The following is an 18,618-nucleotide window of genomic DNA, read 5'->3' on the forward strand; positions in this document are numbered from 1 at the left end:
GGAGGGCGGGTCTTCTGTAAAACTTTCCTTGGCGGATTCACTTTGAAAAAACTCGAATTAAAAAAAGGCCTCCCTAAGAAAGGAGGCTTCACATTTTTTTCACTTTAAAATTGCGCTGAAGGACCGGCCAATTTTGTGGGAAGGGACTGCCCAACACCCAATAGCTTGCTCCCCTCAGACCGTACTCTTCCAGCGTATCATATTTAGCCTGCACACTTCTTGCGTCTTCAAACCAAACTTCATGCTGCTGTCCATTTTCATCGGTATATCGGAAAAATGGGGATTGATATTCTTCATTGTATTGGATGGGAACCCCGTATGTTGCAGCGAGCTGGATCGCTTCCTGAGGGTTGACCGTTCGGGCGTAGGTGCCCTGCACCCATGGGATTTCCCATTCACGTCCATACAAAGGCATGCCCATCAGGATTTTATCACGTGGAATGACGGTGATGGCGTAGTCGAGCACTTCACGGACCTTGTTGATTGGTGCGATGGCCCACGGTCTTCCTCCTGACCAGCCCCATTCATATGTCATGAGCACAACGAAATCAACAATGTCCCCATGGGCTTCATAATCATGGGCCTCATAGAGCAGTCCTTGCTGATCTTCGCGTACTTTTGGCGCGAGGGCGGTGGAGACGCTGAAACCTTCCGGACGCAAACGGCCGACGACTTTTCTAAGGAAAGCATTGTAATTTTCTTTATCTTCCGGATACACATATTCAAAGTCGAAGTTTACTCCTGAATAGCCTTTCGCACGCATCTGTTCCAATAGGTTTTCGATAAAGGTATCCTGAATCCCAGGGTTTCGTAAAAAAGTGGCTGCAAGATCTGAATCGAAACTGCCTCCAACGAAATTAGTGACCACCAGCAGCGGGGATATGTTTTGGGCAGCGGCCGCCTGTAAAATCGCTGCGTCATCCAAATCTGTCAGGTTTCCATCTGTCTGGATGGTGCGTGTGAAAGGAGAGAGATAGGTGAAATGGCTGCCGAGTGTGTTTACTTCTCTTGCTCCTTCTGCATTCGTTCTCGTGATGTAAGCGTTGATTTCTTTCACAGGACGAAGAGGGGAAGGGATGGCGAGTGTCATACCGACAGAAATGAGCGATGGGTTTTCAATGCCGTTCGCTTCCGCAATCTCAGAAACTGACACGCCGAACTGGTTGGCGATTTTCCAGAGGCTGTCGCCTGCCTGTACCGTATAGTTCGTAAAAGGAAGAAGGAGCATTTGCCCGACAAAAATGAGCGCTGGATTCGCGATGTTGTTTTTCTCAGCAAGGTCCTGTACACGAACACCGTAGCGGTTCGCAATGTTCCATAGATTGTCTCCCGGCTGGACGACATATTCTTTATTCGGCTCGGGGATGACGAGCGCCTGACCGATCACGACCACATCTGGATTGTTCAGTTGGTTCAAAAGGATGATTTGATTGATATCGGCTCCATATCGCTGAGCGATCCTCCATAGGGAGTCACCGTTTTCTACAGCATGAATGATCATTTCGCCCCTCCTTTTTTGCGCTTTTTTATGAAGATATGCAAAGGGGCCCTGTCCTTATGTATAAGCATTAATAGTTGGGACTTGATGGCAGAAGGACTTTGGAGAGAGGTTGATCATTTTAAAAGGTTATAACAGTTTTATATATATCGAGTAGTCATCACCGTGACAAAATCTTTTACAAACGCCTTGTAGTTGAACGATATGGCGATATGATCTGTATTCTCTGTCGCTTGTTCACTGGAATTCGCCCTGAAGTCGGCTATACTTTCACCTTTTGTATTATCAAAGTTTATGGATACAGAAGCCTGGCGTTCGATATACCGGACTTGTTCTGGGTTTACTAAGGCAAACACAGTAAATACATCATGCAAAGGACTGCCCGAAAGGCTTGGATTTAATTTTTTATAAGCAGTGGTATAGTAATCAAAGATCGGCTTGATAAGGTGGGTGAACGCATTAAAAGACTGGGAGGTAATGCTTTGAATGGTTTCAGGCGTAATGAAGGCATGGTTGGTAACGTTTAATGGAGTGATATAGATATGATTTAATTTGTTTAAAACGAGGTTGGCAGCGATTGCGTCACCATGAAAGTTAGCTTCTGCAACAGGGGTAACGTTCCCGGGGACTAAAAAGGCCCCTCCCATACAATAAATGGCCTTAACCTTTCGTAATTTCTCTTGTCCTCCCAATAAAAAAGCAATAGCCAAAGATGTAGACCTTCCTACATCCAGAATGACTAGATTGTCAGCGTATGAATCGATAATTTTAAAGATCTTATCGAAATTTACGACTTCTCCTTCTACTGTCTCCGGAGGACGTATGGGTCCGAGTCCTTCTTCTCCGTGGATTTCCGGATAAAATACAGCTACTTCCCCACTGAGTGGACTTTTTGCGCCGCCAATCATAGGGATATCTTCCCTACCAGCCAGCTTTAAAAGGTACGACACATTCTGAATGGCTTGTTTCTGAGGAACGTTCCCATAACTTGAAACAATACCGACCACATTTATTTTTGGATTTAAAAGTGCATACATGATGGCTAGTGAGTCATCAATTCCTGGGTCGCAGAACAGTAAAACATTATGCATAGAACCCCCCCATAATTATAGATAAGCTATGCTATTTTATGTATGACTTCTTAATTAAATCACAACCTATGTTTTCAGTAAGGATGGCGAGGCATATTTCATGTGTTATGCCATTTTCGATGCGATCTTCTCATGGGTGTAATTAAGGTGAAGAATACACAAACTTATCAATCGGTGGAGTTTGTGTGTTTCCCTATGTGAATTTGAAAAAGGGCACTGCGCTATAATTCCGCAGGCCCTTTCTCTATAATCAGTAATCAAGTTTAAAAACGAATTCTTTTTCTAACCCTGCTATTAATAAAACATACGTATCGTCTTTTAATACAGCATTGTCAGGTGTGAATTCAATCTTTTTCCCATTCTTTTTCATCAGGATTGTTCCTTTGATTCTCTTGTCTTCTTCATTTTTAATCCTGATGGAGGCTTCCCCTATGTTTTCATTTTTTAGAGTGTTCGGAAGTTTGATTACCCATTTCCCTTTTTTCTCTTTCACTTTCAAAGGTTTCACTTGGTCATTTTTGTTTTTCTTCTCTTTTTCATCTTCTCCTTTATCTTTCTTATGATTGGCCTCTGTTGTAAAAGACCAGACGGGCGATATCGTTTCTCCACTAAATTGGTCGGAGACTTTAACATACCAGCTGTATTCTGTTTCTTCATTCAGATCCTTCCATAAAACCTTGGCCTTATGATCGGACTTCGCTGTTCTTGCTTTTCCAACTTCCTGATCCGTGAAAACATTGACTTCAAATGTGTCTGTTGAAACCTCTTTCTCTTTTGGTTGAAGAGGGAGGTCGATAATGAATTCGTCTTTACCTGGGTAAGTGGCGGCGTCATAGTAATTGTAATTATCCAGATAAGGCGAGTATGTTTTTACATAAATCTTATTTTCGTTCGGATTGACATGGAGAAGTCGCAAATACCCTTGTCCGCCTTCTGGCCCGCCTTGATAGTCGGCAAGCATCTGATATACTTTCCGGTCGGCCGTACCGTCCCCATCGTCATCAATTTCATCAATAAGTGTTTCACTGTCGTGATAGTGGCCACTCAACACAGCAACCACATTCTCATTTGGTTCTACGACTTGCTTGTAGATGTCTTCTCCAAGCGGACTGCGGTTTCCTGAAACTAGGAGATACTCATGAAAGCTCAGGAATGCCATCCGGTCTGGATATTGAGCTAGAACGCTGTTCATCCAGTCCAGGTCTTCCTGTATGACGCCCCAGCCCATATAAAGCATCAAAAAGTCATTGCCGTTTACACTTACGAGATCGTAATGGCCGCGGTTGTCTTTGTATGATTCACCATAAGTGGGCTGGTTTTCGAATCGAGATGCCCCAAAATATTTGGAGTACTGGGAGTAATCGTTGTTTTTCTGATTGACATCGTGATTCCCAGCAAGAACACCATAAGGAAGTCCGGCACCTTCAAGCACATTCATATATTCATCAGCATAGCTCCATTGCTGATCATCATCCCATTCATCCACCAGGTCTCCGGTATGGAAAACGTAAGGGATGTTGAGTGTTTCTTTGTTCGCTGCTACCCAGTCGACCATATCTTTATAAATGTAAGGGTAACTTTCTGAATAATACTGGGTATCCGACATCCAAACGAGGGTGTAATCAAATGGTGTTTCTTTTGCGATTTCATCCTGAATGAGCACTTGTACTTTTCCGTCAGAAATATAGCTCATGTCCTTAAGCTGGGCAGTGAGTGCAAAATCCTGCTCTTCTGCTACTTTCCATTGCTTTAAGTCCCATTCGCTGGTAGAGAAATTCCACACGTACATGGAGACCTTTCTTCCTGGGAGTGACTTTCCTTCCCAGTTCAGCTCCAAACGATCCGACTCCGTCAACTCCTGCCCGACTTCCACTTCAAAGCGGTGATAAGGGAACTTTTCTGTTGAAGTCGTCGTGAAATAGGTTTGATCGTTGGAATTGATCTTTTCTATATCGGTTTCCTGTAGCAATTTGTCGCTACTGCTGCTGAGTTCTGTAGGAGGTTCTGTCGTTGAACTGCTTGAATATACCTGGATTTCCGAATCACCTGGCTCATATTCATCTCCTTTATAAAATTCGACCAGCATATCATCAGACGTTGGATCGCTCACTTTCACAGAGAGAGAAGCGTTGTTTTTTACATTTTCAGCGCCGTCTGCTGGAGATAGGACTTCAGGTTGATACGGGTGTTCTTCAACAACCTTAAAGGTTACTTGTTCCTCCGCTTGGTTTCCGACGAGGTCTGTAGCTGTTACTTCAAAGCTATGTTCCCCCGGAGAGAGTTTCGCTGACGATGTCTGGTACGGAAGCTCGATCGTTTCCCCATCAAGGAGAGCCGTTACCTCTGTCACGCCGGACCATTGATCTTCGATGTCCGCATCTAGTGTGAATGCTCCTTTGTACTCTGTATTTTCGTCCACGGAAGCAGTGATTACCGGCGCAGAATTATCGATGACAACCTCTGCTTGTTTGGTGTCCCCACCATCAGATGTTTCAATGGTGTGGTTTCCTTCCTCGTAAGCGGTGGTATCCCACTTATATGTTTTTGAAATGAACGGTTCTTCTGGAAGATCGAAGCTGAATTCAAGGGTGGGGATGGACGCCCCGCCATCTCCAATTGACAGCTCTTGGTCCGGCTTATTGTATTTCGGATCATAAATGACGGTACCGTCACTCAACACCATCCGGACATTTTTAACATAAAAATCATCCCGGTTTTCCTCAGATTCCTGATCAAAAGGGGAGACCTTTGTTCCGGACCTGATGGCAATCGTTGTCGATTCCCCGTATGGAATGTTTTCTGGTTCAATAGAGACCGTCATGGTCTGATACGTGTTGACGGTATCATCAAAAATAAGAAGGGTTTCGTCGTTCATCGTTACCCCATTCTTGAAGTACAAATTTGTTTTCTTTACATCAAAAGCGAAATAGGCTGGTTGTTCTAGAGATCGGTACGTTTCTGATGTAACCGAACGTCCGTCAATGCTCAGTTCAATTTGATCATAATTTTCACTTGAAGAGGTTGCTTTCAAGAGCGTCTCTCCTGTTAAGACCTTTTCATCCTCCACATTTAGGCGAAGACCTGTCTGCTGGTCGTTTCCGATGATCTGGACGGTTTTCTTCTCTGTTGTGATGGTGTTTGTACCATCGGAAACCTCCAGATAATATTCAATATTCTCTCTGCCGATCATGATAGGGGAATAAATCGTATGATGATAAAAACCATCATCGTAATCCTCCTGAAGGTCGACGGTCGTGAATTCCTTTTGGGTATTGTTTTTGTAGTAGAGAGTGACGGTTTTTACTTCTTGGTTATCCCTCGCGTCAAATCTTAGTTCAAGGTTTTCTTGTTCATTGACTTCTTTGATGTTTGTCAGGTCTTCCAGTTCGGGGTCTTCCTGATCTTCTATCGTCTCTATAAACATCTCTGGAATCTGATAGGTTTCTACGGAAGCAGGCGTTGCTTCTTTAACAGCGCTGCTAACCTTAACCATCTTGTTGGAACCATCGGTGGGAAAGGCGTAAACGATGCCCTTGTTGGAAGATGGATCTTTTTTATTTGCCTCATCGTTGTACTCGGTCGTAATGATTTCATGTCCCGTGTTGGTTGCTACAACGAGCCCGCGATTCCCTGAGTTTGACATGCCATTAGATTGGATAGTAAAGAGGTTCTGCCCGATTTCTAAATCTGTCCCGTAGTTCTCATTGAAATCATCGGCAGTTTGACCTTGATTTCCCGTGTTTTTTATCCAAAAAACGACACTCTGGCCAGAAGGTATTATGACATCTTCCTGCTCAGGACTCCAAAGAAGGTCGGCAGCAGGTCCTTCCATTGGGTATCGGTATCGAAGCTTATAATCTTTGAAATTCATATCTTTAGAGCTGTTGTTATACACTTCAATATACTCATAACCATCCAGTCCATTGACGTTCACTGAATCAGGAACGACTTCTGTGATTAGAAGTGTCGGCACCTGCTCGGCGTCATAGTCCGCTGTTTGTACATTTACCGTGTACGTTTCTGTTTCTGCCACATGGACCCCATCTGTAGCTTCAATTTTGTAAGTAAGGTTTCCTGTTCTTTTATCTCTGGAAGGGATGACAGCTTCATAAACATCCATTTTTCCTTGGACAGCCTTCATATCAAGGCGCATCCATTCCTCTGCCTCTACATTTTTATAAGAAAGGGAGACGGTATTGATTTGTTTATTATCTGTGACCTGAGCCTCAATCTTCAGGTCATTACCACTTTTCACAGAATCGATCGGTTCATGGCTGATGAACGGCGCTTCTGTATCATCGGAAATTTCTACCGGTTCAGCAGGCGTCTGTCCATTTAACAGGATTCCAGGGGTTCCCAAAGGGGCGGTTCCTGTTTTTACCATGGATGTGCCGGAAGAAGGGTACTTGTAAGTGATGCCTTGATTTTCTGCTGTATCCATTTCATTCGCGTTGTATGTACTGACGGATAATTCTGTTCCGAGGTCATCGGCAATAATAATGGAACGCTGGCTGCCATTTGCCATGCCATCAGACGAGACAGTCGTCAGTTCTTCTTTCGTCAGCTCCGTTCCGAAGTTTTCATTGAAATCATCAATGGTGAGATCATCATTGGCCCCATTTTTGATCCATATAACAAAGGGCTGCTGAGGTCCAATGGTAAGGTCTTCTGTCAAATCCCATTCGAGCTGGGAAGAACTGGGATACCGGTAGATGATTTGGTAGTCTTTAAGATTAATAGGCTGGCTGGTATTGTTGTAACCTTCGATAAACTCATACCCGTCACTGCCACCTACATTGACCGTATCCGGTGTGACTTCGGTCAGTAACAGTTTTGGCACGGATTGAGGATCTGCTGAATCTTCGATGGTTACCGCTACTGAAAAGGGTTTTGTTCGATCTTCAGGGTAGGTAACGGTGTTTGACCCATCTGTCACTTCAATAAAATAAGTAAGTGACTCTCCTAAAAACTGCTCATAAGGAATTTCGGCTGCAAAGTTGGTTTGGTCTTCTGTTGTAAGCGAAACAGACTGCCAGTTCATTTGCGGATGAGTCTGGTAGTGCAACGTTGCAGTGATGACATCCTGATCATCCTCTATTTTCGTTTGGATGGTTAAATTCTGGCCACCATCGACAGTGTTGACTGGAGTATGAGTGATGACGGGTGCAGAATTATCCTCAGATGGGATGACTACCTGTTCTGCATGAATGTCTCCCGGCGTAGCATGTGAGGACGTTTGATATGTATTCATTTCTGCATTTCCTGATTGAATTTGGAAGTGTTTAGAGAGATCTTCGGAAACTTCCTCTTTCGAATAAACGGCAGAACTCACAAGTCCTTGATTGGCGTCAGTAATCGTAATCCCCCTGTTCCCACCGTTCGACATTCCGGTGAATCCTTCTCCACTAAACTCTAAAATCGTCACGTCTTCACGTGTAGAAGGGAAATGCTCTCGGAAGGATTCGGTGGTCGCTCCCGTTTTGTTAAACCATAAAACGACCGTTTCCTTCGATGCGACCGTGTAGTCGGGAACTGAAAGAGTAATATCATCATAGCTTCCATCTGTGTAGACATATTGGAAAGAGTAATCTTCCAGATTGATTTTTTCTGTAGAGGAATTATATACTTCAAAATACTCGTAATCCTCAGGCCCTTCAATATTTGGAGCTATTTCAGTCACCAGTAAACTTTGAGTCTCTTCTGCCTTTATGACGGAGTGATCACCTATTAGTGCTGCGCCTAAAAGCAAACTCGACATCACAAAACTTCTAACCATGTTCTTATTTCTCCTCTTCATTTAGATCCTCCTTTTGAATACACTGTCCAAAGAGTAGAGGAGAAGTTTGATGGTTATGTGAATGTTCAGTAAATAGAATGTAAAAATTGGATTTTTATGTAAAATGGTAAGTTGGTGCTATGAAAAAAGAAGGGGTTCGTTCATCTGAAGGAACATGGCCGTCAATGAGGTTGTGTCAGTAATGATAGGGTGGCATATTTAATGTTGATTTACCGCTATTTTTTCCTCTGAAGGTTGAGGAGGTTTTCTTAAACTAAGCACGATAACCGTAAACAGGATGAGCACCATTCCAATAAGTTGAATGAGGGTCAAGTGGTCTCCGATTAGCAGAAAGCCAAATAATGAAGCGGTAACCGGCTCAACCATAGCGACCATTGAAGCTGTCGTTGGAGCCGTCCACTGAATGCCGATTACATAGAAGATGAACGAAATCCCAGCACCCAATATCCCCAATAAAAGAAACCAGCCTATGTCGTTTGAGGTCATCACTCTAGCGACTTCACCCATGTCCGCGATAAGCAAAAGGATAAGACAGAATGAGAAGAATGCGGTGGTTAAAGTGGTTTGTGGCTTGCCGATGGAAGAGGCGTTTTTAAATCCGAAGATAAATAATGCATAGGAAAGGCCAGCAGCAAGCCCGAATGCCACCCCTAGAATACCCACGGATATCGAATCGGTGTTGTAAGCACCTGTAAGCAGAATAATCCCCATAAGCACTCCTAATATGCATCCCCATTTAAACCAAGTCGAACGTTCAATTCGTAATAAAAAAGAGATGACAAGGACGAAAACCGGTGCTGTGTACATTAAAGTAGAAGCAACAGCCACACTTGAAGCCTGGATGGTAAGAAAATAAAAAGTGAAATTCCCGGCCACACCTACGCCAGCCAATAAGGACCATATGTATATTGGAGTGGAGGAGCTCCAGTTTTGTTTAATGCTTAAAAGAAACCATACAAAAAAACATACAAAGCCAACAGCCCCACGATAGAGTGAGATCACAATAGGATCCCACCCCTTATTCATTAAGATATCTGCAATTCCTCCACTAACTCCCCAGCATATAGCTGCAAGAATAACTAAGCTTACACCTACAGATCTCATCTTTTGTATGCCTCCTTAAAATAGTGATGATGCAACTTTTAATCCCTTGGTTAAAATTTAAAAGGGCTTAATAATGACGGAAGTTCAAGAGCCGAAACATTTTCTGTTCGTTGCTAATCAAATATATTTATAAAGAGGCATAAAAGAGTTCCTATAGATTTAACGTTCAACATCAATGGGAAATGATAGTTTCATAGAATACGGAGCTTTGCGTGCAGAGGTTCATGATAAAACCATAAAAGATGAGACTGATAGAAGTATAACGAGAAGACTGCTTCCTTTTAGAAAGATCAATCCATACTAGCATCCTCATACACTTTTGTTTGGTAATCATTAACAAATGTTCCCTAATTTTAGCAGGTCATTTACCTGTTATACAAGTGGAAAAATAAAAAATATACAATTTTTCAGGAGATTCATCTTCAGACCAGGAGTACGGAAGCTTGCTGAACGGAGGTGTACTTTTTTTAGTTATGAAGGTTTTGTGACAACTATTCATATCCGCAGGTTATTTCCAATTTTTGTAGAAGGAATTCTTAAGCGGGGTGTTATTATTAGTCAACCAAGCTTCTCCCAAAAGAAGAATTCGTTTTTGCTACTGTTTGGATTGGGCATATCTACTCTAGGGGACTTTATTTATCTCGTTGCCATAAATGTTTTAGTTTTAAAACTAACAGGGTCAGCTGCTGCAGTAGCTGGATTATGGATTATCGGACCGATCGCTTCGATGGTCACGAAATTTTGGTCTGGAAGTATGATCGACCGTTTGAACATTCGAAGAATAATGATTGGCACAGACCTCATTCGTGCAGTTTTAGTTGCGATCATTCCTTTCTTCAACTTGATTTGGCCGATCTATGTGTGCCTATTTTTCCTCTCCATTTCAAAAGCGTTCTTTGAACCGGCAGCCATTACCTATATTACAAATGTTGTTCCTGAGAAGGGGCGGAAACAATTCAATTCTTTTAGAAGTTTGATTACTTCAAGTGCCTTTTTGATCGGCCCGGCTGTCTCTGGAGCACTACTGCTCATAACCACTGTACATATATCCATTTGGCTGAATGCTTTTTCTTTTGTTGTTTCTGGTATTATGATGTATTTATTACCAAACGTGAAGACGGAGGATGAACAAACTGTACATAAATTTAGTTTGACCATGTTGAGAAGCGATTGGAAAGAAGTGTTTAGCTTCAGTCAGAGCAACCTCTTTGTTGTAAAAGTGTACTTCTTAGCTCAACTATTTATGATTGTTGCCCTTGGCATGGATGCTCAAGAGGTGGTCTTTACTCAACAGGTATTACACCTATCTGAAACAGACTACGGCTTGCTCATAAGTCTCACAGGAGTAGGTTCTATTTTAGGAGCGGCCACTGTTTCGCTTGTGGCTGAAAAATTGTCTATAAAAGCTCTAATGACAAGCGGGTATTTGCTGGTATCGGTTGGCTATTTAGTCTATGCTTTTTCCGTATCATTCTGGACCGTAGCCATTGGATTTATGGTGTTAGGATTTTTCAACTCCTTTTCTGGTACTGGGTTTATGACTTTTTATCAAAATAACGTTCCGGTGAAAATGATGGGGAGGATCTCCAGCATATACGGAATCTTTCAAAGTTTTCTTCAAGTCATGTTTATTTTATTGATTGGATTTACGGGTGAGATGATTCCGGTTCGATACAGTATTATTGCTGCTTCGATGTTATTGCTGGTGCTGAGCTTTTGGCAGATCAAGTTGGTTCTTATGCCAAGCAAAGCCGGGTACTTCGAAGAGGAGGAAGAATTCAGAAGTACCTCTTAGGAAGGTAAGAGAGGAAATCGGGGAAGGTGGGGGCAGTCATTTCAGCAGTAGGTCTTCCCCGGAATTATAAAGATCAATATTAATCGTAGATCACATCTTCTCCTTGTTCACGTAACTTTTGTAAGAAGGTAAGCATTTGATTTATTTCATCATCGGAATGTCGTTCCCATGATTTCAACTCAGCTGTTATTTTCAAAGATGATTTTGATCGATAAGAACGTGTTGGGTTTCCGGGGAATTTTTTATCCGTCAGGTTCGGATCATTTTCAAACTCCCCTAATGGTTCTACAATGTAAATTCGCTCTTTAGAGGGAGACTGCGCTAATTCAGCCCCCCATTTAGCCGCATCCAATGTAGCTGTGAAGTATATATAGTTGGATTTTTTGTCTTGATAATTGGATAAGTGCTGTGGCTTTAATAGGTCTCCGATTTTCAGTTCCGCTTTAGTACCATGAAAGAAAGGACCACGATCGATGACCTCTTGTTTATCATTCATACAGAAACACCTCTTATTCAGATTTTGTATATAACAGTATAGGAGATGAAAGGCAGAAAGAGTAGTCTATAAATCTTTTTTTATTGGCTGTATAATGGAAGTAGAGGGTGTAGTTGGATCGACAGTCATCATATTTTGAGGATTAATTTAAGACTAGCTTGTGGCTGTATATCCTACCATTAATGCAGAATTTAAACGAACGGAAGCTCGATAGCTCAATTTTTTTGAGATATTGGGCTTTTATTCATTACATAATTATCATGCAGAGGAAACGCCATTTTTTCTGGGTGATTGGCTTTGTATGGAACTTAACCCCCACCATAATCGTATCCAATAATAAGAGACATAAAAGTTGTGGGGGAATGTTTTGAATAGGCCTCGATGGAGGGCCATTGGTATTTTTATTTTCGCATTTGGTGTTATAGAAGTAATCAATTTAGTGGATTATCATTTTGGTTATTTAGGGTGGACGCTGACCTTATTAGGTCTTGCCTTAATCATTGGCAGTAACTTTATGAAAATATTCATAGAGAAATTGTTCATCATACCTACTAAAGGGGGATGCGTGGTGTGTAAATATATGAAGGTTTCACTACTTACAGGTTTGGTTACTTTTGTTTTGTGTTTCATTGTTTTCTTAGCCATCGACTCTCCCTCTCCATATTTGAGAAGTCTTGTTGTAGTTTTTATCATATTTGAAATAAGTTTTTACCATTTATTCGGAAAGGTAATGTTCAATACAGAGCAATGGATGAGTGAACGATTCTGCTATTCATTAAATAGAAAGGAGATAGAATATCATGAGAATCTTAAAAGCCGAACAGGCGCATGTTGAAGGAATCGTTCGTGTCTGTTCAGAAGGCAACCGAACCACATACGCGGATTTATACCCCGCCGATTACATAGAGCAGATCATCCAACAGTTTTACACAAAGGAAAGGATTCTGGGTGAGGTCACACATACAGGGAAAGAATGGGGCGGATATATCGTCGCCGTTGACGGTGATGAGGTTGTCGGAGCGTGTGGGGGCGGGATGATTGCAAAAGATGCCTCTGAGCTTTACGTCATGTATTTGGATCCAGTCAGAAAAAATGAAGGGATCGGGACTAAACTTCTGGAAGCTTTTACAAAGCAACAAGTAGAGTATGGAGCAAAGAAGCTGTGGGTTTCTGTTCAGGAAGGAAACCATGAGGGTATTCCTTTTTATGAAGCCAAAGGGTTCGCTTTTTCTCATAAACAAAAAGGCTATGGAAGTGAAGAAGCAGAAAAATACACGTCGCTAAGATATTGGAAGAATATTTAACTAGGAAAGAGGTGGGAGTTGATGCAAATAGGGAGCAAGAGAATAGAGTGGAAAGATATAATCATTGGTCTGGCTTTCATAGTCGTCCTTTATTTTACGCTCCCGCAATTTGGAGTGAACCCTTATTTTGTTTTGCTCACCTTGATGACGATTGTGGAATGGGTAACAAAGTTCATCCTTCCCTGGATTGTTTTGTACTGGGCGATTCGATGGGTCAAGCATTTAGAGTCCAAATAAAAGAAAAGCGCCAGGCGTGATGCCGGCGCTTTTCTTAGTGATTGGAGTTTATGACTTCTTCCGTTACGTCCGTCAGATCCATCTGACCTTCCGACTGAATGAAGGAAATGGCCAGTTTGTTGAAGGACTCGGTTTTATCTAAGTTCACGACGTGTCCGCTCTCAGATAAAAGGAGGAAGGATGTGTTCGGCATGTGCCGTGTATCTTTCATCACATCATCTCTGAACATGTGGTCGCCTTCCCCTGTAATATACAATTTCGGGACGGAGGCGGCGTTCTCATTCACGTGTGTAAACGTGTCCGGAACCGAATAAACGATGTTGTACCACCCTAAGAAATCTTCCCTTTTCATTTGGGAGGCTTCATGGATAAAGGCGTCTCTTGACTCTTTATGGTTCTTTCTCGGCATTAAAATGCGTGCGCACAACGAATACAAATACAAGTGTGGCGTGACATTTTTCAGCATCGTCCCCAATACAAGAAGGAATTTCGCTAAAAGGTTGATTCTTGTGATCGCTCCGCCTAACACAGCGGTTTGGACGCGGTGAGGGGCGGTGGACAAGACGTGCTGAATGACGACGGAACCTAGAGAAATCCCTACGAAATGTGCCTTTTCCACTCCAAGGTCATCTAGGACACCAAGAACTTCGTCTGTCACGGTTTCAAAGGAAAACGTCTCTTTGTAACTGGACACGCTTGGTGAATTTTTGTGACCGGGTAGATTGACAACGATGATATTGAAAGACTTTCGGAATGCTTTCATTTGTGGGAAAAAGATGTTGACGCTTCCACCGATGCCATGGAGGAAGATGACATACTCCTTGGACGGGTCGGAGCCTAACACTTTATATTCTAACAATGGATCACCTGCTTTAATAAAACTCAATACGACACTAACGGTCATTATAAGTCAAAAAGCAGGGGGTGGCAAAGGATAATCGGTCTGGTTTTGTTACAATTCTGTGACCTGGCGTATTGTTTTAGCAATCATACGCCAGGCTTCCTCTGCTTGATCCCGCGGCCCCTGGTGGGTGAATGCGTGGGAGCAGCCTTCAAATACATGTACGTCTACATCGACACCCGCTTGTTTCAACTTTTCCGCGTAGGCTTTTCCTTCCATTGTAAAAGCATCATATTCAGGGATGATGAAAAGCGCTCGAGCCAGACCACCAACCTTTTCTGCTTTTACAGGGGATGCGAGCGGGTGCTCCGCTTGATTTTTTTCTGGGACATAACAATAGTTGAGAAAATGGGCCGCCTCCGGGTACTTCGCCCGCCATTTATCCGGTTCTGGTTTATCGCCGTGCGGTGTGACGAAGTCGAGCATCGGATAGGACAGCACTTGCAGAAGCGGCTGTCGTTCGGAGCGCTCTTTCAATAGAAGGCAAAGGGCAGCGGCCATATTCCCGCCTGAACTTTGCCCGCCGACCATCATTTGGCCGTGATCAAGATGGAGCTCTTCTGCATGGGCTTTGAGCCATTGGTAAATTTCGTAACACTGCTCGACAGGTTTTGGAAAAGGATACTCGGGCGCTTTTGCATAATCTACATTGACGATGACGCACCCCGTTTCATTCGCAAGAAAACGGCAGTAAGGGTCGTCCATTCTTTTTTCATTCATAATGAAGGCACCTCCGTGCATGTTCATATAAACGGGGAATCGCTTCCCATCAGGTACAGCAGGATAGTACAAGCTGATGGGCGTCGGTTTCACCCCGGTATCGACAATCAAGTCTACTTTCTTATGTACATATTGAAACGGGACCATCAGGTTTCTTTCCGCCTGATTGGGGAAAAGTCGCAGTAATCGTGCCATCCATAATTTAAGCATCATTGAACCCTCTTTTTTTAATAACCATTGTACCCGCTCTTGTCCTTGTATAATCAAGAGTTCATGAGGTGACAATGGAAGTACATCGGGAGGTGGTCGGAATGTGGGTGATGATCCTGGCAGTTTTATCAACCCTGCTCCTTTTTTGGCATAAATTATCGTTTCCTAAAGGAAAACGTAAGAATACAGAGATGTACACATTGATTATTCCAGCCCGTAATGAAGCGGAAAACTTGAAACGTCTGCTGCCGAGTTTAGTGTCTGCAGATCCACAACGGGAAATCATTGTCGTCGACGATGATTCAGAGGATGAGACGAGAAATGTCGCTGAAATTTTTGGCGTAAAAGTGGTGGACAATCCCCCTTTACCTTCCGGGTGGATGGGGAAATCATGGGCCTGCTATAACGGAGCGAAAGTGGCGAAAGGAAAGGCACTTGTGTTCTTGGATGCAGATACATGGTTTTCTGATGGAGGGGCGGATCGTCTGGTGAATGCTTTTGACGGCGAAGGTTTCGTCCTGACCGTTCACCCTTATCATGAAATGCGCTCGTTTTGGGAAAAGTTATCCGGTGTTTTTCATCTGGTCGTTATGGCATCCTCCGGTCTGACGACGGTGTTTAAAGATAAACTCGGGACCCAAGGCGGTTTCGGTCCCTGTCTCGTCATAGCTGCTGATACCTATTGGAAGCTTGGAGGTCATGAGGCGATACGAGGAGAGATTGTCGAACACCTGGCATTTACCAGATTAGCATCCTCCAAGGGGATAGAAGCGAAAGCTTATAGTGGGCGTGGTGTTTTGAAGATGCGGATGTATGATGCGGATCTGAAACAAGTGATTGAGGGCTGGGCGAAAAGTTTTTCGACAGGGGCAAAAACAGCGTCACCGATTATGACGATGGCGAACGTCGTGTGGCTCACCGCCGTTTTATCTTTTTTGGTAAACCTTACTGCTCTCGGGTGGTGGGGGGCTGCAGGGTATGTGGCCTTAGTTGTCCTGTTGCATAGAACTTGGAGCGGGATTGGCAACTTCAAGTGGTATGATGCCCTGTTGTTTCCGCTACACTTCTTCTTTTTTGTATTCGTTTTTGCTTACTCGTTGTGGAAGACCTTTTTCATGAAGGAAACGACATGGAAAGGCCGAGCGATCGTTGATAAGAAAAGGAGTTCCTCTTAATGGTCGTCAATATAGTCGCCTGGCTGTGCATCCATCTTGGTGTCAGCGGTTTTGTGTCTGTTGCTCCGGAGGCTTTTGTGAATGCCTTCGCAAGAATATATCGTGTTCGAAGGTGGGAAACGCAGGCGAAGGTTTATGAGCGTCTGGGGGTGAAAAAGTGGAAAGATCGGCTTCCTGAAGCGCGGAAGTGGTTTCGAAGAGGGAAAACAGCAGCACATTTGCGCAACCCTTCGCAATGGGATCGTTTTGAAAAGCAGACGAATCGTTCGGAGCTGTCTCATTGGGTCCAGATGCTCGCTGCCCCTTTTTTCTTTTTGTTCAACCCGCCGTGGGCTGGATGGATCATGGTTGTTTATGCGATTTTGTTCAACCTTCCTTTTATAATCGTGCAAAGGTATAACCGCGTCCGGATGATGAGGGTGAAAAATCGTGTGTTTATGCGTTAGAGCACGTTGAAACAACATACGGAAGCAGAATCATAGAATATGAATCCCTGGTCGTTATGGACCAGGGATTTTTACTGGAGTTGGGAGGGAATTGGAAAGTTTTGTCGAATTTTTAGGAGGGGGTAGGAGTCAATCTAATAGATAAAGGAGTCATTTTTATGGAATTTCTACTTATTTTAATTATTGCCATTGTTGGTGTAGCGCTTCTCTACCAGCGCTCGAATGGAGGGAAGACCTACCAGATACATAAACAGGAAAGGTTTTCTGGAGGTATTAAGAATCTTCAGGTGGAATCGACGTCTGTGGACGTGGAAGTCGTGAAAGTGGACCGTGAGGAGTGGAGTGTCATATTATCTGGTTCCGTTTTTGAAAAGGACAAAGAGCACTTCACCCTTTCCCATGATCAACAAGGGGAGAACTTGACCGTAAAGTTGATGGAAGAAAAAAAGCGGTTCGGCATTCAAATGCGGAAAGATATGAAACTTTTAATAGAAGTTCCAGTGGAAACCATAGGATCTTTAATGGTAGAAACGTCTTCCGGTGACATCGACATCAAAGGCATAGCAATCAATCATTCCACGCTTACCGTGAGTTCCGGGGATGTGACGATTGCAGATGTGGTTCACGAGAATTTGAAAATTCAAACGTCCAGTGGTGATGTTTTACTGAAAAAGGTCCGTAGCGGGAACACGGAAATCCATACAAGCAGTGGGGAAATGTTTGGGGAGAAGTTTGATTACGGCACAGGTGTGTTTGGTTCCTCGTCGGGGGAAATCCGCATCCAAGCAACAAAAATGCTTGGAGATGTGAAAGCTTCTACTTCAAGCGGGGACATCCGCTTTTTCTATGAGGAAGAACCGGTCTCTTGTAAACTTCTTTACCAATCGAATTCGGGGGAAGCGCAGATTAATTGGACGGGCCTTGTTTATGAAGTGAAAAAGGAAAATGAAGTGCGGGGGACGAAAGCAGAAGGTGAGTTCCATTTAACGGCTGAGACGAGCTCAGGCGATTTGAAAGTAGGATAGGAATGTATGAATACCCTTTATAAACGGATGGGAAATGGGAGTGAAAAGCAGAGGAGGACCTTTGGAGATATTGAGGATTTTAAACACATGGGGTATTCTCCATAAGTTTACTTGTTTTTAATTGGTGAAACTTTGTAGGTCACTCCATCGTAATCATAGGGGTACGGGAAAGTGCTAGGAATAACCGTTTGTTGCATAAAATAAGTATGTACCTGATTAGGGGGGGGATCGGAAATGCAGCACATCATCGGTTTGGTACCACCGGAAGATTTTAAAGAAAAGGTCATCCACTTTCAAAAGAGGTGGACCGGAAATACGATCACAGAAGTGGTTGAACCTCATATCACCTTGAAGGCTCAAGGAGGCTTAACTCGAGACCGGAAATGGCTGGATCATGTGAGAGAAACGTGTCGGAGAACGAAACCTTTCCGGATTCAATTAGGCGCACCCGCTTTTTTTGGTGAAGAGGTGCTTTATTTGAGTGTGCGCTCGGACAAACTTTATGGTCTACATAAACAAATGGTACGAGTCGCTGCCCCGACACAGGAGCAAATCGACGCTTATTTTGAGTTGAATCATTTCGTCCCTCATATGACACTGGCGAAGACGAGCCATGGTTTGTCTAAACAAGATCTGATCGATATGGCGCCGGCTGCGGATAAGGAATTTCGTCCTTTTCCAGCGTTTGAGGTCAATCGGGTTAGAGTTTATGAGGAAAGGAGTCCGAATACATATACGAAGCTGGAAGACCTTTCGCTAGGAAGCATATCGCGTATGCGATGATGCTGTTTTATTGGTTGAATCGACTATGGACATATA

General features: G+C 43.3%; 15 protein-coding genes. 7 read left to right on the forward strand and 8 right to left on the reverse strand.

Annotated features, from left to right (window positions below):
- Positions 1–88: 88 nt before the first annotated feature.
- The 4 genes from ACJA3J_RS07405 to ACJA3J_RS07420 form a co-directional block, all read right to left on the reverse strand.
- On the reverse strand, positions 89–1,501 hold the full coding sequence (locus ACJA3J_RS07405) for a LysM peptidoglycan-binding domain-containing protein (RefSeq protein WP_406945884.1): 1,413 nt from the start codon (positions 1,499–1,501) through the stop codon (positions 89–91).
- Positions 1,502–1,638: 137 nt separating this feature from the next.
- Positions 1,639–2,589 (reverse strand): nucleoside hydrolase, encoded by a 951-nt coding sequence (locus ACJA3J_RS07410; RefSeq protein WP_406945885.1) that lies wholly within the window; start codon positions 2,587–2,589, stop codon positions 1,639–1,641.
- A 250-nt stretch (positions 2,590–2,839) separates the two neighbouring features.
- Positions 2,840–8,386: a lamin tail domain-containing protein gene (locus tag ACJA3J_RS07415; protein WP_406945886.1), complete on the reverse strand. Its 5,547-nt coding sequence runs from the start codon at positions 8,384–8,386 to the stop codon at positions 2,840–2,842.
- Positions 8,387–8,584: 198 nt separating this feature from the next.
- A complete protein-coding gene (locus tag ACJA3J_RS07420; protein WP_406945887.1) occupies positions 8,585–9,490 on the reverse strand; it encodes a DMT family transporter in 906 nt (301 codons plus the stop codon).
- Between the two features lie 592 nt (positions 9,491–10,082).
- Between ACJA3J_RS07420 and ACJA3J_RS07425 the strand changes: the two genes are divergently transcribed.
- A complete protein-coding gene (locus tag ACJA3J_RS07425; protein ID WP_406945888.1) occupies positions 10,083–11,285 on the forward strand; it encodes an MFS transporter in 1,203 nt (400 codons plus the stop codon).
- Positions 11,286–11,364: 79 nt separating this feature from the next.
- Here the strand turns inward: ACJA3J_RS07425 and arr are convergent, their stop codons facing one another.
- Positions 11,365–11,781 carry an NAD(+)--rifampin ADP-ribosyltransferase gene (arr, locus tag ACJA3J_RS07430; RefSeq protein ID WP_089650867.1) on the reverse strand — a complete coding sequence of 139 codons (417 nt, stop codon included), beginning with the start codon at positions 11,779–11,781 and terminating at the stop codon, positions 11,365–11,367.
- Positions 11,782–12,237: 456 nt separating this feature from the next.
- Positions 12,238–12,426, reverse strand: coding sequence for a hypothetical protein (locus tag ACJA3J_RS07435; protein ID WP_406945889.1), 189 nt, complete (start codon positions 12,424–12,426; stop codon positions 12,238–12,240).
- A gap of 155 nt (positions 12,427–12,581) precedes the next feature.
- Here ACJA3J_RS07435 and ACJA3J_RS07440 point away from each other — a divergent pair, with 155 nt between their 5' ends.
- Both ACJA3J_RS07440 and ACJA3J_RS07445 read left to right on the forward strand, forming a co-directional pair.
- Positions 12,582–13,085 carry a GNAT family N-acetyltransferase gene (locus ACJA3J_RS07440; RefSeq protein WP_406945890.1) on the forward strand — a complete coding sequence of 168 codons (504 nt, stop codon included), beginning with the start codon at positions 12,582–12,584 and terminating at the stop codon, positions 13,083–13,085.
- A gap of 21 nt (positions 13,086–13,106) precedes the next feature.
- Positions 13,107–13,322: a hypothetical protein gene (locus ACJA3J_RS07445; protein WP_089650870.1), complete on the forward strand. Its 216-nt coding sequence runs from the start codon at positions 13,107–13,109 to the stop codon at positions 13,320–13,322.
- A 34-nt stretch (positions 13,323–13,356) separates the two neighbouring features.
- Here ACJA3J_RS07445 and ACJA3J_RS07450 read toward each other — a convergent pair whose 3' ends face one another.
- The gene (locus ACJA3J_RS07450; RefSeq protein WP_406945891.1) at positions 13,357–14,181 is read right to left on the reverse strand and encodes an alpha/beta fold hydrolase; all 825 of its coding nucleotides are present in this window, start codon (positions 14,179–14,181) and stop codon (positions 13,357–13,359) included.
- A 93-nt stretch (positions 14,182–14,274) separates the two neighbouring features.
- On the reverse strand, positions 14,275–15,153 hold the full coding sequence (locus tag ACJA3J_RS07455) for an alpha/beta hydrolase (RefSeq protein WP_406945892.1): 879 nt from the start codon (positions 15,151–15,153) through the stop codon (positions 14,275–14,277).
- Between the two features lie 101 nt (positions 15,154–15,254).
- Between ACJA3J_RS07455 and ACJA3J_RS07460 the strand changes: the two genes are divergently transcribed.
- From ACJA3J_RS07460 to ACJA3J_RS07475, 4 genes are all read left to right on the forward strand, one after another.
- Entirely contained in the window at positions 15,255–16,328 is a 1,074-nt protein-coding gene (locus ACJA3J_RS07460) for a glycosyltransferase (protein ID WP_406945893.1), read from the forward strand.
- Positions 16,328–16,774 carry a glycosyl-4,4'-diaponeurosporenoate acyltransferase gene (locus ACJA3J_RS07465; RefSeq protein WP_115894012.1) on the forward strand — a complete coding sequence of 149 codons (447 nt, stop codon included), beginning with the start codon at positions 16,328–16,330 and terminating at the stop codon, positions 16,772–16,774. Before ACJA3J_RS07460 ends, ACJA3J_RS07465 begins: the two co-directional genes overlap by 1 nt.
- Before the next feature lie 158 nt (positions 16,775–16,932).
- Positions 16,933–17,799 carry a DUF4097 family beta strand repeat-containing protein gene (locus ACJA3J_RS07470; protein WP_406945894.1) on the forward strand — a complete coding sequence of 289 codons (867 nt, stop codon included), beginning with the start codon at positions 16,933–16,935 and terminating at the stop codon, positions 17,797–17,799.
- Between the two features lie 234 nt (positions 17,800–18,033).
- The gene (locus ACJA3J_RS07475) at positions 18,034–18,582 is read left to right on the forward strand and encodes a 2'-5' RNA ligase family protein (RefSeq protein ID WP_089650876.1); all 549 of its coding nucleotides are present in this window, start codon (positions 18,034–18,036) and stop codon (positions 18,580–18,582) included.
- Positions 18,583–18,618: the final 36 nt, after the last annotated feature.

Origin of the sequence: Halobacillus sp. SY10, from assembly GCF_045401165.1 — a bacterium.
Classification (GTDB): domain Bacteria; phylum Bacillota; class Bacilli; order Bacillales; family Halobacillaceae; genus Halobacillus; species Halobacillus aidingensis.

Excerpts from the sequence above, each read along its gene's own strand:
- ACJA3J_RS07475 (WP_089650876.1), top strand. The coding sequence starts at position 18,034 with ATGCAGCACATCATCGGTTTGGTACCACCGGAAGATTTTAAAGAAAAG.
- arr (WP_089650867.1), bottom strand. The coding sequence starts at position 11,781 with ATGAATGATAAACAAGAGGTCATCGATCGTGGTCCTTTCTTTCATGGT.
- ACJA3J_RS07470 (WP_406945894.1), top strand. The coding sequence starts at position 16,933 with ATGGAATTTCTACTTATTTTAATTATTGCCATTGTTGGTGTAGCGCTT.
- ACJA3J_RS07405 (WP_406945884.1), bottom strand. The coding sequence starts at position 1,501 with ATGATCATTCATGCTGTAGAAAACGGTGACTCCCTATGGAGGATCGCT.
- ACJA3J_RS07455 (WP_406945892.1), bottom strand. The coding sequence starts at position 15,153 with ATGCTTAAATTATGGATGGCACGATTACTGCGACTTTTCCCCAATCAG.
- ACJA3J_RS07465 (WP_115894012.1), top strand. The coding sequence starts at position 16,328 with ATGGTCGTCAATATAGTCGCCTGGCTGTGCATCCATCTTGGTGTCAGC.
- ACJA3J_RS07435 (WP_406945889.1), bottom strand. The coding sequence starts at position 12,426 with ATGGCTAAGAAAACAATGAAACACAAAACAAAAGTAACCAAACCTGTA.
- ACJA3J_RS07420 (WP_406945887.1), bottom strand. The coding sequence starts at position 9,490 with ATGAGATCTGTAGGTGTAAGCTTAGTTATTCTTGCAGCTATATGCTGG.
- ACJA3J_RS07440 (WP_406945890.1), top strand. The coding sequence starts at position 12,582 with ATGAGAATCTTAAAAGCCGAACAGGCGCATGTTGAAGGAATCGTTCGT.
- ACJA3J_RS07410 (WP_406945885.1), bottom strand. The coding sequence starts at position 2,589 with ATGCATAATGTTTTACTGTTCTGCGACCCAGGAATTGATGACTCACTA.
- ACJA3J_RS07415 (WP_406945886.1), bottom strand. The coding sequence starts at position 8,386 with ATGAAGAGGAGAAATAAGAACATGGTTAGAAGTTTTGTGATGTCGAGT.
- ACJA3J_RS07445 (WP_089650870.1), top strand. The coding sequence starts at position 13,107 with ATGCAAATAGGGAGCAAGAGAATAGAGTGGAAAGATATAATCATTGGT.
- ACJA3J_RS07460 (WP_406945893.1), top strand. The coding sequence starts at position 15,255 with ATGTGGGTGATGATCCTGGCAGTTTTATCAACCCTGCTCCTTTTTTGG.